The organism is Sphingobacterium sp. SGL-16 (assembly GCF_011043515.1).
Lineage (GTDB): Bacteria > Bacteroidota > Bacteroidia > Sphingobacteriales > Sphingobacteriaceae > Sphingobacterium > Sphingobacterium litopenaei.
Window position 1 is genome coordinate 80146 of the sequence record NZ_JAAKGQ010000008.1, and the last position, 16843, is coordinate 96988.

Here is a 16843-nt window from a genome sequence, read left to right on the forward strand (position 1 = left end):
TTTCATAATTGATATTAATTTTAAAGATAACATTTTAAAATAAAGAAAGGCTTGCAAAATTTTGCAAGCCTTTCACTTATATATGTAAGAGCAAATATATTATGCGTATTCTTCGATTGAAGGACAAGAACAGATCAACATTCTATCTCCTTGCGAATCATTCACACGACCTACTGAAGGCCAGAATTTAGCTACTTTTAAGTAAGGAAGTGGGTAAGCCGCCGTTTGACGTGAATAAGGTCTATCCCACTCGTCACCTGAAACTACCGCAGCAGTGTGAGGAGCATTTTTTAAGACGTTATTTTCTTTGTCTACTTCACCTGCTTCTACTGCAGCGATTTCTTGACGAATAGCAATTAACGCATCACAGAAACGGTCTAATTCTGCTTTTGACTCCGATTCTGTTGGCTCAACCATCAACGTACCTGCTACAGGGAATGATACTGTTGGCGCGTGGAAACCATAATCCATTAAACGTTTAGCAATATCACCAACCTCTACACCAAAGTTTTTGAAAGCACGACAATCTAAAATCATCTCGTGTGCACAACGACCATTCGCTCCTGCATAAAGAACTGGGTAGTGACCTTCTAAACGAGCTTTGATATAGTTAGCATTTAAGATAGCGGTTTTAGTAGCGTCTGTTAAACCTTCAGCACCCATCATAGCGATGTAAGAGTGAGAAATTAACAAGATAGAAGCCGAACCAAATGGAGCTGCTGACACAGCAGTGATTCCTTGCTCGCCAGAAACCTCTACCACCTTATGATTTGGTAAGAAAGGTACTAAGTGTGCTGCCACACCGATAGGACCCATACCAGGACCACCACCACCGTGTGGAATACAGAACGTTTTATGTAAATTCAAGTGACATACGTCAGCACCGATGAAACCAGGACTAGTCAAACCAACCTGCGCATTCATGTTCGCACCGTCCATATATACTTGACCACCATTTTCGTGGATAATATTACAGATTTCGATGATAGTTTCTTCAAATACACCGTGAGTCGATGGGTAAGTAACCATCAAAGAATTCAAGTTGGCAGAATGCTCAATAGCTTTCTCTCTCAAATCTTCAACATCGATATTACCTTTGTCATCCGTTTTCACAACGACAACTTTTAGACCAGCCATAGAGGCTGAAGCTGGGTTAGTACCGTGTGCGGAAGCTGGAATCAAACAGATGTTACGGTGACCTTCGCCACGGCTTTTGTGATAAGCATCGATTACCATCAAACCTGCGTACTCACCTTGAGCACCTGAGTTTGGTTGGAACGACATTTTAGCAAAACCTGTGATTTCTGACAACCAATCATTCAACTCATTGATCAATTGCATGTAACCCGAAGTTTGGTCTGCTGGCGCGAATGGATGTAAACCACCAAAACGAGCCCAAGTTACGGGAACCATCTCAGTTGTAGCATTCAATTTCATTGTACATGAACCCAATGGAATCATCGAGTGGCACAACGACAAATCTTTAGCTTCTAAAGATTTGATATAACGCAACATCTCATGCTCTGAATGGTACGAATTAAAGATTGGGTGAGTCAAATAATCAGTATTACGTACCAATTCCGTTGGAATAGAAGTACCTAATTCATTTGCCAAATCTTCTAAATCCAAATCATCTTGTAATTTGCCTTTTACTTTAGCGAATACACGTACGATTGTTTCAATATCTTGGAAAGTAGTCGTTTCATCGATAGAAATTCCTACAGTTCCTTCGTTGTAATAGAAGTTTAATTCATTATTTAATGCCTCAGATTTCAAGCCATCAATTTCTTGACCTACGTTGAAACGTAATGTATCGAAATAAGTTTTGTTGACTTGCTCATAACCTAAAGCTTGGATAGCTTTATCAGCTAATTTAGCCAAGTCATTGATACGCGTAGCAATGTTCTGAATGCCTTTCGGACCATGGTAAACCGCATAGAACGATGCCATAATCGCTAATAATGCTTGTGCTGTACAGATATTCGAAGAAGCTTTATCACGACGGATATGTTGCTCTCGAGTTTGCAAAGCCATACGCAATGCATATTCGCCGTTTGAATCTGAAGTCACACCAATGATACGACCTGGGATATTACGTTTGTAAGCATCTTTAGTCGCAAAGAATGCAGCGTGAGGACCACCAAAGCCCATTGGCACACCAAAACGTTGTGAGTTACCCACAACTACATCAGCACCCCATTCGCCTGGAGGCGTCAATAATGCTAATGACATTAAATCTGCAGCCACACATACTGTAATATTTTTAGCGTGTGCCGATTCAGCTAATTTTTTATAATCCGCCACTGTTCCGTCAGCTGCTGGATATTGAACAAAAACAGCAAATACATCATCCGCCAAATTCGCTTCAGTAACATCAGCCACTCTCAATTCTACACCAAATGGAGTAGCACGAGTAGTCAATACATCTAAAGTTTGAGGGAATACATTTGGAGAAACCAAGAATACATTCGCAGCTTTGTTTTTGCGCGCTGAATACAACATAAACATTGCCTCAGCAGCAGCAGTACCTTCATCCAACAAAGAAGCATTAGCAATTTCTAAACCTGTAAAATCAGAAATTACAGTTTGGAAATTTAACAAAGCTTGTAAACGACCTTGCGCAATCTCTGCTTGGTAAGGAGTATATTGTGTATACCATCCTGGATTTTCGAATACATTACGTTGAATAACACCCGGAAGAACAACATCATAATATCCTTGACCGATATACGATTTGAAAACTTTATTCTTCTCAGCGATTTGTGCTACTTTCTCCAAATAAGCTACTTCGCTTAATGCATTTGGAAGATTCATAGCTTTTCTTCTGATCTGAGCTGGAACTGTTTGTTCAATCAACTCATCTAAAGAAGCTACACCCAAAAATTTTAACATCTCTTCGGTTTGTGCAGCACTTGGTCCGTTGTGACGGTCCTGAAACTTTTCTTGGTAATGTACGTTACTCATTTGCTTTATAATTGCAAGAACACTTAGTATTTAACAGTTTGACAAACAATTTCTTTCCCTTAACGAAAGCCTAAAGTTTGGTTGCGCAAAGATACAGAATTTTGAATACTTTTTGAAGGATTGTCCTCTTACCAAAAGATTTATTGTCATGCAAACGTTTGTTCGATTTTATTATTAAAAAACAATGCGATTCACAATAAATTTCAAAAATATTCACGTACAAATCATTTAGGTTGTGAAAATTACAAAAGTTTCTAACTATCAAATTCTTATACTGCTATTTAGTATTTTTGAAATACCTATTAACTCCAATTTATATGCTGAAACTTAATGTTAAAAACGAGACTGGAAAATTAAAAACTGTGGTATTAGGAAGAGCCGACAGCAATGGCGCTACGCCTAACGCCGAGGAGGCTTATGACCCAAAATCTTTAGAACATATACTCGCAGGAACTTATCCTACAGAAGAAGATATGATAAAGGAAATATCGGCTTTTGAAAGCGTGCTTAAAAAGTATGAAGTAGAAGTTTTAAGACCTCGACTTATTCCCAATTTAAATCAAATTTTTACACGCGACATTGGATTTGTAATAGACGATTTATTTATCAAATCTAATATTCTCCCAGACCGCGCAGCAGAGTGGAATGCCATAGATTATATTATCCAACAAATTGAAAAGGACAATTTTATTGTTCCTCCTGAAGAAGTACATATCGAAGGCGGTGATGTGATCGTTTGGAACGATTATCTTTTTGTCGGCACATATTATGGGCTAGACTATTCTGAAATTAATACTGCGCGCACCAACCGCTTTGGAGTCGATTTCTTGAAAGATTTATTCCATAAAAAAGAGGTTATAGACTGTGACTTGATAAAATCAATGACCAATCCTCGCGCCAATGCCTTGCATTTAGATTGCTGTTTTCAGCCCATAGGACTAGACAAGGGAATTATCTTTAAAGGTGGATTCCGCAACCCAAGTGATTACCACCGTATTGTCGAAATATTCGGAGAAGAAAACCTATATCACATTGATGCAGATGGCATGTACGAAATGAATTCCAATGTGTTTTCTATTTCACCCAAGGTTATTGTTTCTGAACAACGATTTGACAAACTCAATAATTGGTTAGAAGATCAAGGATTTATAGTAGAAAGAATCCCTTACTATGAGATCGGAAAACAGGAAGGCCTATTACGCTGTTCTACTTTACCTTTAATCCGTGAATAATGGCTCAGTCAACTAATTGTATCCTAATGGTTCGGCCAGCTGCCTTTCGCGCGAATGAAGAAACGGCAGTTAACAACTATTTTCAAGACACAGAGACAACAGAAAAGAACACCAATCTATTGGCGCAAGCTGAATTTGATAATGCAGTAAATATTTTGGTGAACGCAGGAGTAAAAGTTGTTGTAGTTGAAGATTCTGGAAAATTTGATACGCCAGACAGTATCTTCCCTAATAATGTCATTTCCTTTCATGGGGACAAGGCAATTCTTTACCCCATGTTTGCCGCCAATAGACAATGCGAAATTTTTCTTAATCATTTAGGCGTGCTAGAGAAAAATGGGATCCAGTTCAAGACGTTAAAAGATTATAGCATTTATACGGAGCAAGAACTTTTTTTAGAAGGAACAGGGGTATTAATCTTAGATAGGGTAAATAAAATTGCCTATTGCTCAATTTCTGAAAGAGCAAATGAAATCCTTCTTCCTATCTTTTGTGAAGATAATGACTATACTCCAATCGTATTTCACGCTACACAACAAGTGGAACAGCAGAGACTTCCCATTTACCATACCAACGTAATGATGGCATTAGGAACAGCGTTCTGTGTGATTTGTTTAGATAGTATACAGAATGAAGAGGAAAGAAAAGAGATTATAACAAACCTGGAAGCGACTAACAAGTCTATCATCTCTATTTCCGAAAAGCAAATGCACCATTTCTGTGGAAATATCCTTGAACTCAAAAATAAAGAGGAAGAAACTCTAATTGTACTAAGCGAACAGGCCTTTAATGCTTTTTCTGAAGAACAAAAAGAACAGTTACGGAGCTTTGGCAAATTAATTTCAATTCCCATTTACACCATTGAAAAATATGGAGGCGGCTCGATACGTTGCATGATCGCCGAAGTATTTCACTAATAAAGGCTTCTAATTTTAAAATTAGAGGGGGTAACAAACTCATTATTCTGTTGATATAATTGAAACAACAGAGTTAATAACCCTTTAAATTTTAAAATTATGAAAAAGCTTATACAATTATTCGGAATAGGAACACTCGTTTTCTCATCTATATCTTGTTCAAATGACACCGTTCAAGAGCCTATTTTCAGCCCCTCAGGCGATGCGCTAAGAGACTTATTTGCCAGTAACCTAGAAGCAATTACCCAACACGACACTTTTGACGCGGAAGACAACTTTGTTTTTACCTCAGCAAAGGGTGTCAAAGTCTTTATAAATGGCTCCTGTTTGAAAAAGCAAAACGGTGAACCTGTCCTAGGCGAAGTGGATTTTTCATATATCGAGATTTTCGATAGAGGTACTATGCTAGTGACCAACAAACCTACGGTTGGTATTCAAGCTGGTGAACCGAAATTATTAACCTCAGGAGGGGAATTTCTGGTTAAAGTCACCCAAAATGGCGAAGAATTAATATCCGATTGCGGCTATTCTATACATGCGCCTACAAGTATCACAGGAGGCATAGACCAAGATATGGAAGCGTTTAAAGGAAATATTGACGCTAACGGAAATCTAAGCTGGGAAAATATCACCCAAACTGTCGAAACTTGGACAGGCTTCAACCAAGCAATAAATGCCGACGCCTATAATGTGTTCTTAAATAATTTCGACTGGTTTAATTTTGACAAATTTGTTGATCTGGGGCAAGGATTTACTACCATCACTTTCCAAACACCTACTGGATTTAATAACAGTAATAGTTATATTTTCATGGCTACGAAAACTCGTCCAAATTCCTTAGCATATGCCAATACTAGAATGCCAATCGGAGCTGAAGTATATTATATTTTAGTAGCAGAATATAATAATGGATTTAAATATGCTGTAAAACCTGTCACTACTATTAACGCAAATAGCACAGTCGCTTTTAATTTAACTGAATTGCAAAATGGAACAATTCAAGAAGTGATAGACGCTATCAATGACTTACCATAGTCTATAAATAATTCTCAAATTTCAACTCTCCTCGCCTCCGAAGTTCTCTGACTTTGGAGGTTTTTTGTTTTATTACACTATATTGTATTATGGAAAAGAGGAGATACCTATATTTTATCCTTATTCTTATCACAATTGCTCTCGGTTTGTTTTCACGCAAAATAGAGTTTCTTCCTTTGGCAACTGGGGACGCACTTTACGCTGTAATGGTGTATTTAGGATTTCGGTTTGTGTTTATTAGGAAACCTTTGTATTTCGCACTCTTGTTATCAATTGTATTTTGCTTTATTATTGAATTCTTACAACTTGTACAAACTCCTCTTCTTATCGAAGCTCGTAATCACTCTTTATTAAGATTAGTCTTAGGTCAAGGTTTTCTTTGGTCGGATTTAATTGCCTACAGCATCGGGGCATTTGCGTGCTACCTTCTCGATAAAAAATTTATTTTTTCTAAAAAATAAATTTCAATTCAATTGAATCTGCACTAAACCTACGTAATATTTAAAAGTCATATTTATCGACTAAAAACAATATTATGAAATTACTAAAAGCCTCTTTCGTGTTAATTATTCTAGCAACTCTGTCTAGCTGTGGTGTCTATTATTCACAAGATTATACTTTAATAAAAATTGGTATGACAACAGAGGAAGTCATTGCTATAGCTGGAAAACCAATTCAAATAGTTGCAGCAAAAAAATATGATGATGGAATTTTAGAAATCTATGAATACCCGAGTCGTCCCTTTAGAACAGATACCCTATTGAATTGGTATAACTTTATTGATAATAAACTAGAAGAATGGGGACCAAAAGAACAATATATTACTTCGGATTATGATCGATATTATAAAAAACATAGAAAAAACAGAAGATAGCCCAAAGCTTATCTTCCGTTAATACAATATTGTAAACTTGAAATCCAATGGATTAAAATGCTTAATCAATTCTTTGATTAAATCATCGCCATATTTAACATACAGCGTCGCGAAATTTTCTGAACGCTCTTGTAACCCACCATTTGGAAACAATTTGTCTTTAACTCGTTCTATTTGAATAAGCGCTTCCTCATGGTTGCGCTTATCTGCTTTCAACAATTTTTTTTCAAGATTATTAATAGCCTTCTTTAACCTTGCTTTGACAGCTTCAGTACTCGGCGCCAGACTCGCATCGATTTTATGGGCACGCAATTTAATTTTACCAAAGATGGCATTAAACTCCATCCATTCATCACGTAGATTTAATCGATGTGTAGTATGTCTGCGTACATATTCATTCTGCAAAGCAGTAGTGGATTTGAAAATAGATTTAAACGTTAGGTCAAGTCGATAAATTTTACTTGCCACAGCATCGTCCGTAATCATCGCTGAATTACGCGGTACCAAAATAGGATAAGGCACTCCATATTGATCAAAATTAGCTTTAAACTGTAACCAATACACAATCTCCGCTCCCCCACCTATGTATGCCAGATTTGGGAGAATAACCTCCTGATACAATGGTCGCATGACCACATTCGGGCTAAATCGTTCTGGATTATCGTCTATTTCTTGTTTTATTTCCTCTTCTGAAAAATAAATTTCACGATGCAAGACTTCGTAGCGTCCCTCTTCGTTTTTAACGATACGTTCTCTAAATTCATCCGTTAAATAGAAAAAATTACATTCTCGAGCATGAACCTGCGTTGAAAAACCTTTTTCTTCTAATTCTTTTGTTGTATTTGAAATCGCTTGGAAACTTTTCTCTTCAAGAATATCTTCTTGAATAATTGGCGCAAAAACTTCTTTCAACTCTTTGCGATCTGCATCTACTATAACCAATCCATATTCTTTGAACAAAGCATTCGCTAACACACGTGTTGCATCTGCTAAATTACGACCTCTCAAATATGCTTCCTCCACAATATTCGCTAACTTAGTCGAGTTGTCGGACAAGCCCAGCATGCCAATATACTGACGGACAACCGCATCCATAGAACTAGTATCCATCTTTCCTGTACCCGAAATACCTGGCACATCCCATATTATTTTTTTGCCGTAAACACGTGTATTGTTTATTTCAGCAAAATCATGATCTTCAGAAGCCATCCAATATACAGGCACAAATTCTTTGTCTGGATATTTGCCTTTTAAATCTTTTGCTAATCGAATAGCACAAGCTATTTTGAAAATAAAATAGAGCGGACCAGTGAAAATATTCAACTGATGCCCAGTCGTAATCGTGAAAGCATTGGATTGAGCTAATAAATCAATGTTTTTCGCCACTTCTGGAGCATCCTGCAATAAATCCCCATATTGAGACTTGAGCGATGAAACCAACACATCTCGATGAGCAAAATCTGCTTTTAATGCTATTTGCTTTTCAAAGCCTTCGTAGTTCGGATTATTGCCATAATAAGGTTTTAATCCTTCATCTCCAGCAAGATAAGCTAGTAATGTCTTAGAGAAACTATTTGTATCCTTATACTCAATGTAAGTTGCTTTCATCCAACAGAATTATTTTCACCACAAATGTATAGTAATTGGGTATACAATTTACAGAAAAATGCAAAAAGCACTATGACGTAATAGAATTATAGCGAAGATTTGACAAAAGAAATCCCGAAAGCAACGCTTTAGGGATTGTCATTTTATATATAGAAAAACGGTTATACTGTTTTCACGTATTTCTCGTCGTAATTTTCAATATCAATAATATACTGATTCTGAATTAAGAAATCATATAAAGGTTTTGCTTCTTCCGAAACTTTAAGATTTTTAGTGGTGATAATTTCGTGTGCTTTATTGTCAAGAAATGGATAAGCATACAATTTCACATTTTTGCTAAACATACCAGAAATGTATGACAACAATTCATTTGTATAGTTTTCTTTACTGTAATTGTCCGAATTGAAGATATTACGCAAGTTCGAAACGTTTGTTGCAATACCTACATTGTTTGGCTTGAAGCTTTTGAAAAATTCCGCCAAGTGATTGTTCCGTCTAAAGTTGGATACCAAGATATTATTTCCTGTAGCACATAATTCTTCGGCACGATCCGCAAAATATTTTAAATCATCAATTGTTAAATCAGACTCTTCATCCAATACATTACCCATCAATACCTCAATCAGGACGACAGTGTTTTGAGGTTTTGCATTTGTATTTTTCTTGAATTGTTCCACCGCCTGGTTAAACAAGTCAAAGTTTGGCAACGATTTTTGGCGATATTTAGTACGCAATACTACGATATCCTTTCGGTACAAGAAGTCTTTAATTTGCGCAGCTTTACCATCTGGTTTGAAAATTGCCGCATTTGAGAAGCCTTTAGCAATAAGGTATAAATTCACTAATCGCTCATTTACATTCTCAAAGACAGGTCCTTCTAGCTTTATCAAATCAATTTCTACCGCTCCTACAGATAAATTGTCCACCAAAGATTCAATCATCACCTGTGGATCGTTCGCATAATAATAAGCTGCAAACACCAGATTAACACCTAAAATACCTAATACTTTGGACTGCAATCTATTGTCCGAATCCAATAAACGAACATGCATAATGATGTCATTAGTAGGACCATCAACCTCTGATTGAAAACGAATACCTAACCAACCGTGTGGATCATTTGTTTTCGTAAAATTTAGGGTAGTTACAGTATCTGCGAATGCAAAGAATCTTTTATTATCGTATTTTTCAGTGTGTAGTCTTTCAGTCAGGAGGGTAAATTCGTGCGCTAACATTTTACGTAATCTTGTCCTACTCACATATCTTCCCGAGTCTTCCGCGCCATATATTGCGTCCGAAAATGCCATATCGTAAGCTGACATCGTCTTTGCAATAGTTCCCGAAGCAGCACCTGCTTCAAAGAAATTACGCGCTACTTCCTGTCCAGCTCCAATCTCCGCAAATGTCCCATAGATAGCTGGATCGAGGTTAATTTTCAAAGCCTTGCGCTTTGTTTCGAATATCTCTCTTGCCATGCTGCAAAGATAAAAAAATGAGTTTAATTAATCAGATAAACAATCATTGTAACAAAAATGGGCTTACTTTATAGTAAACCCATTTTTTTGAAGGTATAAAATAATGCCGCACTATGTAAGGCTTGTCCAATTTTGTTATCAAACAAAAATTGCCTAGCCTCCTCAATCGACATTTCTACCACCTCTATGTCTTCCGAGTTATCTAGTTCCTGCTCTTGAACCTTTCTGCCCCCCGTTAGTAAATACGTATAGGTCAAATTGCCACTTGTGGCAGGATTAGCATACAATTCACAAATATATTCTATAGCATCAAACGCATATCCCGTTTCTTCTAAAAGCTCTCTGCGTGCTGCAGCTTCCAGTTCTTCTCCTTCCTCCACTACTCCTGCAGGAAGTTCGACCATGATTTCGTCTGCTCCATGACGATATTGACGAACAAAAAGAACCTTTTGGTCTTCGGTAATAGCCACCATGTTCACCCATCTCGGGTATTCTAAAACATAATATTCATCTTTGATATTTCCATTAGGCAACTCCAGTTTATCGACACGTAAAGTTGCCCAAGGTCGTTGAATAATGTATTTAGATTCTAAAAGTTTCCACTTTTGCATATTATCCTTTTACAATATCAGCCATAATATTCTCTACTTTCTGCTCTAACTTGGCAGAGATAGCTTCATAATTAGAAGCATCAACCAAAGCCTCTCGCACCGAACAGTAGAATTTTATTTTTGGCTCTGTACCAGAAGGTCTTGCCGAAATGACGTCACCATCAACTGTAATAAATTGTAATACATCTGATTTTGGTAAATCAATTTCAGACGTTTCGCCTGAAACGATATTTGTCGCTACACGATTCTCGTAATCGCGAATTTCTTTTACTTCTACCCCACCTAAAGTTTTTGGAGCATTAGCGCGCAAATCAATCATCATTTGTTTAATTTCGTCCGCACCAGCTTTACCTTTTTTCGTTAAGGAAATTAATTTCTCTTTGTAAAATCCATGTTTTACATAAAGCTCCTGCAATACTTCGAAAAGTGATTTGCCTTGACTTTTGAAATAAGCTGTCATCTCCGCAATAAATGCACATGAATTTACCGCATCTTTGTCACGAACTAAATCACCAACCAAATATCCGTAACTCTCTTCACCTCCAACTAAATAGTTCTCTTTTCCTAATAACTTTGTGATTACTTCACCAATAAATTTAAATCCAGTAAGCGTTTCATAAGATTTCACACCATATTCTGCTCCGATATCTGATATCAAATTCGTCGTAACGATTGTTTTAACGATGTAGTCATTATCTTTCAATTCGGCTTTATCTTTTTTAGAGGAAAGCACATAGTATGTTAACAAGCTACCGATTTGGTTACCATTAATCAACTCATAGTCCCCTTTTGGATTTCGGATAGCCACACCTACACGGTCAGCATCTGGATCGGTCGCCATGATAACATCTGCATCTAGCTCTTGACCATGCTTCTTAGCGATAGACATCGCATCTTCTTCTTCTGGGTTTGGATACACTACTGTTGGGAAATTTCCATCAGGTTTTGATTGCTCTTCAACCACAGTAACATTGGTGAAACCCCAAGCTTCCAAAATTTTAGGCACTACTGTGATTCCTGTACCATGAATCGGAGAATATACAATTTTTAAATCTTTTTGTGCTTCTACCGCTTCTGGGTGAATACTTAATCTCTTATTTGCCTGTACATAGATATCGTCAAACTCTTCACGTACTACAGTAATATTTGCGTCAACTCTTTCGAATTTTATTTCCGAAACAGATTGAATAGCATTTACTTCTGTAATCACATTTTTATCATGTGGCGCTACAAGTTGACCTCCATCATTCCAATATGCTTTGTAACCATTGTACTCTTTTGGATTATGAGATGCAGTCAACATTACACCACCTTGGCAATTGAAATGTCGTACTGCAAAAGATAACATTGGTGTAGGACGCAATTGCTCAAACAAAAACACATGAATATCATTAGCTGAAAATACATCTGCTACAAGATGACCAAAAGACTGAGAGTTGTTACGGCTATCATACGACACAGCAACTTTGATCTGTTGATCTGGGAATTGCTTTCTCAAATAGTTTGCTAACCCTTGTGTCGCTTTACCAATTGTATATTTGTTCATTCGGTTCGAGCCCACACCCATAATGCCGCGTAAACCACCTGTTCCGAATTCTAATTCTTTATAGAAAGAATCTAATAATTCTGTTTCTTCATTGTTATCAATCAGTTGCTGAACTTTTGCAACTGTTTCTGAATCGTATTCAGCTGTTAACCATTGGTCTATACGAGATTTGGTTTCTTGGTCTAGAGTGCTCATATATAATTTTCTATGTACTTTAATTAATTAACAATTTATTAAAAATATCTGATAATGTGAATGTTGATTTAGAAAAAATTTACCAATATTTTAAGCGTCACATCCTGCATATGCTCTATCAAGAGTCGTTACATACCATGCTCCTTTATACTTTCGAACATGAAAAATTAAAGGTTGATCAGCGGTCACAATAACACGGTAACTTTCTTTTTCTGAAACTTCAATCCTAATTAAATCTTCTTCCGAAAATTTATCCTCATCAAACTCATCTTCGAATGAAGTTATATTTGACAATTGGTTGGGATGAGCGGTTGTATCACATATAAAACCCTCTTTATTCCATTTTTCTGTTCCACAGTCGTAAGAAGGAAGTTTTTCAAACGTTAGCGCAAATTCAGTATTCAAATCAGGATATGCAAAAACCTCTGGCACGGGATGAGCAAAATCCAGACTATCCATTTTTACAAAAGTGTCGGATGCCCCTGGACGATAGATTATGTATATCCCCAATTCTGGATGAATCAACGCATTAGCCTTTGCGTTGTCTTTGCTTGCATACGCTCTTACGAAACGGGTGATAACTTCGGACAACTGATTTTGTTCCTCAATAGTTACAGGCACTACCACTGTTACAGAATCTTTTGACACTATTTTTTCTGAATTTTTTCCTTGATTACAACTGACGGTTAAGGTTAGTAGAGCAAGAAGCCCTATCCATATATTTCGCATATTACTTATTATTTTCACGAATAGTTTTTTCAATGTAATCCCACATTTCTGCAGGAATTGCTTCCATTCCATTCATCTGACCAGCACCTTGAAGCCATTCACCACCATCAATAGTAATGACTTCGCCATTTATATATCCCGCAAAATCAGATACTAAAAACGCTGCCAAATTAGCCAGTTCTTGATGCTCACCTACACGTTTCAAAGGAACTCTATTTTTGAAATCAAACTTAGCCGCCAAATCTCCTGGCAATAACCGATCCCAGGCTCCTTTGGTAGGAAATGGTCCTGGAGCTATGGCATTACTTCGAATCCCATATTTTCCCCATTCAGCAGCTAAAGAACGTGTCATTGTCAACACACCTCCTTTTGCCACTGCCGAAGGTACAACATAACCTGAACCTGTAAAAGCATAAGTAGTAATTATATTCAAAATATTTGCCTTTTTATTACTTTCGATCCATTTTTTACCAAAAGTAAGGGTACAATTAGCGGTTCCTTTTAGCACAATATCTATAATAGTAGAAAAAGCATTCGCTGATAATCTTTCGGTTGGAGAAATAAAATTCCCTGCTGCATTATTTACTAACACATCGACACCTCCAAAGGTATCGACTGATTCCTTATAAAGCTTTTCGACATCTTCAATATTTCGTACATCACAACTTATTGCCAAGACAAAATTATTAGTCTTCTTTTCAATCTCCTTTGCCGTTTCTGACAATACATCTAATTTACGACTCGTGATCACCACATTGGCTCCCAATTCGGAAAAATAGGTAGCCATTGCCTTACCTAAGCCTGTACCGCCCCCCGTTACCACAATCGTTTTGCCTGATAACGCATCTTCGCGTAATGCTCCTTGTACCATAGTTATGCTTTTTTCTGCGTTAAATTTTCAATAATTGTTTTCAAAATAGCTCGCGTACTCGGTCTCCACCATTGCTCTAACACTTGACGAATTGTTTCTGTTTGATCTTTCTCAAATTCAGCTATTAAATGAGCTCTAAAATTAAGTTTAGAAGTACGCCAAGCATTCTTTTCAAATTGTGTCAACGACTTAATTTTACGCATAGCTAAATTTTGAATGCGATTAAAAGCAACAACCTCATCCACAAGACCAATCTCTTTAGCTTCAGAAGGTTTGAAAAGTTTTCCTTCCAACAAACTTCTGTAAGCCGTCCCCTCTCCTAACCAAAAACTATACAATTTGAAAATACTTTCAGGAACAATAATCCCAACAGGTACTTCATTCAATCCAATAATAAACTCCCCATCCGCCATCAATCTATAATCACAGCAAATCGCCATTACACAGCCTCCAGCTGGACTATGTCCTGTTATAGCTGAAACAGAAGGTTTTGGAAAAGCTACTAATTTGTGTAATAAAGAAATAAAAGCTGTCCAAAAGTTTTGCATTTGAACTTCGTCATACTGATAAAGCGTAATAAGATCGAGACCCGAAGTGAAAAAATTCTCTTTACCACTTAGAATCAAGCCTTCAATCGCAGGGTCATCATTCGCGCGCTCTATGGCTTCGGTTAGTTCCTGAATCATTTCAATATGCATAGCGTTCGACTTCCCACGATCCAACATAATGTGGAATATATGATCTTCTACTTGGGTTTTGATGAAATTCATAAGCTTATAATTTGAAAACAAATTAAGGAAATTTTGGAACAATCTACTGTTGAAGATCCTTAATATAAAACCTATTTAAATCATATCATTTGATTAAAAACTTATCAAAATAATGACAAAATTTTTAATCATTTTTAATTTATTAATCAAATTTTATATAATTGCCACAAATCTACCTTTTTTACCGTATGTCAATAAATAAATATAATGAAGTGGAAGCCCTTACTCGTCTTAAGAATGGCGATGAAGAAGCTTTTGCTGTTATTTATTCACGATATGCAGAAATCCTTTGGAGTTTTTTAGAAAAATTCAACTTATCTACCCCAGACGTGGAGGATTCCATTCAAACAACTTTTGTAAAAGTATGGGAGAATAGACAAAATATTGACACGCAGAAATCCTTTAAAAATTATTTGATCACCTTAGCCAAAAACGATATTTACAATAAGGTCAAGCGTAGTATTATTGAGAAAAAATATCTTAATGATATAATTCCTTCCAATTCAGAGTTTGACAACAGCAAAGAATTAAATTTCATTCTTCTTCGTATTTTGAATCAATTACCCGAAAAACGTGCTCGCGTCTTCAAAATGAGCAGATTAGAAGGCTATAAAAATGACGAAATAGCCAAAGAGCTCGGCATTTCTAAAAGTACCGTAGAAAATCATATCAATAATTCCTATTCTTTGATCAAAAAGATACTTAAAAATTTGGGATTTATCTTTTTATCCTATTTTTCAAATTTCTCTTAGGTGCAAACAGTCTTGAGATTGTATAGTGATTAAAACTAATACAATATTGAACAAGAATCTCCTAAATAAATACTTCAAAAACCAATGTACGGACACCGAAAAAGAGTTTGTAGAAGATTGGATTTTGAATCAAGATAACAGATCTACCTTTGAAAATTACGTGGAAGAAAAATGGCATGACTTCGAAATGCCTTCCAAGCATTTGAAGTCATCAACCACGTACGCTATTCGCAAATCTTGCTGGATTTTTGGGCGAGCTGGTGTGGTCCTTGCCGTAAGGAAAATCCTCATGTAGTAGCTGCTTACAATACATTTAAAGATAAAGGATTTACTGTTTTCGGGGTATCTCTGGATAGAGATTCACAAAAGGAAGCGTGGATTAAGGCCATCAAAGACGATGGTTTAGATCAATGGACACATGTGTCTGATTTGAAATTTTGGAGCAATGAAGCGGCTTTAAAATATGGCGTAACGGGCATCCCTCAAAACTATCTTATCGATCCTTCGGGAAAGATTATCGCTAAGAATCTGCGCGGAGAGCAGCTTCACAAAACATTAGAAGCTCTCTTGAAATAAAATAAACATTACCTGAATATATCTTAGACGCTCTTATCGAATGATAAGAGCATTTTTTATTGCTTTTGTTTATGGAAAAGAATCAACAGAATCATCATCTATATGAAAAACAATGATAACCTTTAATTCTTACAATTATGGCCGAACTAAACAATAAAGACAATGCTACACCTGCAAAAAAAGGTAGAACACGTAAAGCAGCACCAAAAGTGGATTTGACAGCAATGGTAGATTTAGCTTTTCTACTTATTACATTCTTCATGCTGACCACTTCGCTCAATAAGCCTAATGCCTTAGATGTAGCTGTGCCTGACAAGAATATAGATGAAGCAGTGGATATGGACGAAAGAAGAATAGTAAATCTGATAGTTCGTGAAGATTCATACACGTTGATTCATGGTGATATCAGCAAGCCTATTCGTACTGTACAGCATATTACGGCAACGAATCAAAGTCTAAAAGATAATCTAGACGAGTTTAGTCAATACATTTCTAACCTTACCTCTGGAAAGAAAACTATAGTACTTATAAAACCAACAGCTGAAGCAAATACCAAAGGAATAATAGACAGTTTTGATGAGATAAGGTCATCAGATATCAAGCAATATATGCTAAGTAAACTATCCAAAGAAGAAGAACATCTTGTGAACAAGGTAAAATAATTAACAATATTAGCCCGAAATTAAAA

17 protein-coding genes are annotated in these 16843 nt (G+C 36.5%); 9 read left to right on the top strand and 8 right to left on the bottom strand.

What is annotated here, in order from left to right; genetic code table 11:
- Window positions 1–99: 99 nt before the first annotated feature.
- Entirely contained in the window at window positions 100–2964 is a 2865-nt protein-coding gene (gcvP, locus tag G5B32_RS04855) for an aminomethyl-transferring glycine dehydrogenase (protein ID WP_165290420.1), read from the bottom strand.
- 317 nt (window positions 2965–3281) lie between these two features.
- Here gcvP and G5B32_RS04860 point away from each other — a divergent pair, with 317 nt between their 5' ends.
- From G5B32_RS04860 to G5B32_RS04880, 5 genes are all read left to right on the top strand, one after another.
- On the top strand, window positions 3282–4196 hold the full coding sequence (locus G5B32_RS04860; protein WP_165290421.1) for a dimethylarginine dimethylaminohydrolase family protein: 915 nt from the start codon (window positions 3282–3284) through the stop codon (window positions 4194–4196).
- A complete protein-coding gene (gene ctlX, locus G5B32_RS04865; RefSeq protein WP_165290422.1) occupies window positions 4196–5113 on the top strand; it encodes a citrulline utilization hydrolase CtlX in 918 nt (305 codons plus the stop codon). Before G5B32_RS04860 ends, ctlX begins: the two co-directional genes overlap by 1 nt.
- A gap of 99 nt (window positions 5114–5212) precedes the next feature.
- Window positions 5213–6148, top strand: a complete 936-nt coding sequence (locus G5B32_RS04870; RefSeq protein WP_165290423.1) for a hypothetical protein — start codon at window positions 5213–5215, stop codon at window positions 6146–6148.
- A gap of 89 nt (window positions 6149–6237) precedes the next feature.
- A complete protein-coding gene (locus G5B32_RS17620; RefSeq protein WP_165290424.1) occupies window positions 6238–6609 on the top strand; it encodes a DUF2809 domain-containing protein in 372 nt (123 codons plus the stop codon).
- Window positions 6610–6683: 74 nt separating this feature from the next.
- A complete protein-coding gene (locus G5B32_RS04880) occupies window positions 6684–7022 on the top strand; it encodes a hypothetical protein (RefSeq protein WP_165290425.1) in 339 nt (112 codons plus the stop codon).
- 18 nt (window positions 7023–7040) lie between these two features.
- On the opposite strand, the gene bshC is transcribed toward G5B32_RS04880, so the two are convergent.
- The 7 genes from bshC to G5B32_RS04915 all read right to left on the bottom strand — a co-directional run bounded on the left by bshC (window position 7041) and on the right by G5B32_RS04915 (window position 14827).
- Complete coding sequence (gene bshC / locus G5B32_RS04885; RefSeq protein WP_165290426.1) at window positions 7041–8630, bottom strand: bacillithiol biosynthesis cysteine-adding enzyme BshC; 1590 nt, start codon at window positions 8628–8630, stop codon at window positions 7041–7043.
- 161 nt (window positions 8631–8791) lie between these two features.
- Entirely contained in the window at window positions 8792–10105 is a 1314-nt protein-coding gene (locus G5B32_RS04890; RefSeq protein ID WP_165290427.1) for a nicotinamide mononucleotide adenylyltransferase, read from the bottom strand.
- A gap of 68 nt (window positions 10106–10173) precedes the next feature.
- Complete coding sequence (locus G5B32_RS04895) at window positions 10174–10716, bottom strand: NUDIX hydrolase (protein ID WP_165290428.1); 543 nt, start codon at window positions 10714–10716, stop codon at window positions 10174–10176.
- Window position 10717: 1 nt separating this feature from the next.
- Window positions 10718–12457, bottom strand: a complete 1740-nt coding sequence (locus G5B32_RS04900) for a phospho-sugar mutase (RefSeq protein ID WP_165290429.1) — start codon at window positions 12455–12457, stop codon at window positions 10718–10720.
- A gap of 90 nt (window positions 12458–12547) precedes the next feature.
- Entirely contained in the window at window positions 12548–13105 is a 558-nt protein-coding gene (locus tag G5B32_RS04905) for a hypothetical protein (protein WP_165290430.1), read from the bottom strand.
- 82 nt (window positions 13106–13187) lie between these two features.
- Window positions 13188–14057, bottom strand: a complete 870-nt coding sequence (locus G5B32_RS04910; RefSeq protein ID WP_165290431.1) for an SDR family oxidoreductase — start codon at window positions 14055–14057, stop codon at window positions 13188–13190.
- A gap of 2 nt (window positions 14058–14059) precedes the next feature.
- A complete protein-coding gene (locus G5B32_RS04915) occupies window positions 14060–14827 on the bottom strand; it encodes an enoyl-CoA hydratase/isomerase family protein (protein ID WP_165290432.1) in 768 nt (255 codons plus the stop codon).
- A gap of 188 nt (window positions 14828–15015) precedes the next feature.
- On the opposite strand from G5B32_RS04915, the gene G5B32_RS04920 reads away from it, so the two are divergent.
- The 4 genes from G5B32_RS04920 to G5B32_RS04935 all read left to right on the top strand — a co-directional run bounded on the left by G5B32_RS04920 (window position 15016) and on the right by G5B32_RS04935 (window position 16817).
- Window positions 15016–15579 carry an RNA polymerase sigma factor gene (locus tag G5B32_RS04920; protein ID WP_165290433.1) on the top strand — a complete coding sequence of 188 codons (564 nt, stop codon included), beginning with the start codon at window positions 15016–15018 and terminating at the stop codon, window positions 15577–15579.
- A 46-nt stretch (window positions 15580–15625) separates the two neighbouring features.
- Window positions 15626–15874: a hypothetical protein gene (locus G5B32_RS04925; RefSeq protein WP_165290434.1), complete on the top strand. Its 249-nt coding sequence runs from the start codon at window positions 15626–15628 to the stop codon at window positions 15872–15874.
- On the top strand, window positions 15817–16155 hold the full coding sequence (locus tag G5B32_RS04930) for a TlpA disulfide reductase family protein (RefSeq protein ID WP_206366792.1): 339 nt from the start codon (window positions 15817–15819) through the stop codon (window positions 16153–16155). Before G5B32_RS04925 ends, G5B32_RS04930 begins: the two co-directional genes overlap by 58 nt.
- 137 nt (window positions 16156–16292) lie before the next feature.
- The gene (locus G5B32_RS04935) at window positions 16293–16817 is read left to right on the top strand and encodes an ExbD/TolR family protein (protein WP_165290435.1); all 525 of its coding nucleotides are present in this window, start codon (window positions 16293–16295) and stop codon (window positions 16815–16817) included.
- Window positions 16818–16843: the final 26 nt, after the last annotated feature.

Excerpts from the sequence above, each read along its gene's own strand:
- G5B32_RS04915 (WP_165290432.1), bottom strand. The coding sequence starts at position 14,827 with ATGAATTTCATCAAAACCCAAGTAGAAGATCATATATTCCACATTATG.
- G5B32_RS04920 (WP_165290433.1), top strand. The coding sequence starts at position 15,016 with ATGTCAATAAATAAATATAATGAAGTGGAAGCCCTTACTCGTCTTAAG.
- G5B32_RS04890 (WP_165290427.1), bottom strand. The coding sequence starts at position 10,105 with ATGGCAAGAGAGATATTCGAAACAAAGCGCAAGGCTTTGAAAATTAAC.
- gcvP (WP_165290420.1), bottom strand. The coding sequence starts at position 2,964 with ATGAGTAACGTACATTACCAAGAAAAGTTTCAGGACCGTCACAACGGA.
- G5B32_RS04880 (WP_165290425.1), top strand. The coding sequence starts at position 6,684 with ATGAAATTACTAAAAGCCTCTTTCGTGTTAATTATTCTAGCAACTCTG.
- G5B32_RS04910 (WP_165290431.1), bottom strand. The coding sequence starts at position 14,057 with ATGGTACAAGGAGCATTACGCGAAGATGCGTTATCAGGCAAAACGATT.
- G5B32_RS17620 (WP_165290424.1), top strand. The coding sequence starts at position 6,238 with ATGGAAAAGAGGAGATACCTATATTTTATCCTTATTCTTATCACAATT.
- G5B32_RS04870 (WP_165290423.1), top strand. The coding sequence starts at position 5,213 with ATGAAAAAGCTTATACAATTATTCGGAATAGGAACACTCGTTTTCTCA.
- G5B32_RS04935 (WP_165290435.1), top strand. The coding sequence starts at position 16,293 with ATGGCCGAACTAAACAATAAAGACAATGCTACACCTGCAAAAAAAGGT.
- bshC (WP_165290426.1), bottom strand. The coding sequence starts at position 8,630 with ATGAAAGCAACTTACATTGAGTATAAGGATACAAATAGTTTCTCTAAG.
- G5B32_RS04895 (WP_165290428.1), bottom strand. The coding sequence starts at position 10,716 with ATGCAAAAGTGGAAACTTTTAGAATCTAAATACATTATTCAACGACCT.
- ctlX (WP_165290422.1), top strand. The coding sequence starts at position 4,196 with ATGGCTCAGTCAACTAATTGTATCCTAATGGTTCGGCCAGCTGCCTTT.
- G5B32_RS04860 (WP_165290421.1), top strand. The coding sequence starts at position 3,282 with ATGCTGAAACTTAATGTTAAAAACGAGACTGGAAAATTAAAAACTGTG.
- G5B32_RS04900 (WP_165290429.1), bottom strand. The coding sequence starts at position 12,457 with ATGAGCACTCTAGACCAAGAAACCAAATCTCGTATAGACCAATGGTTA.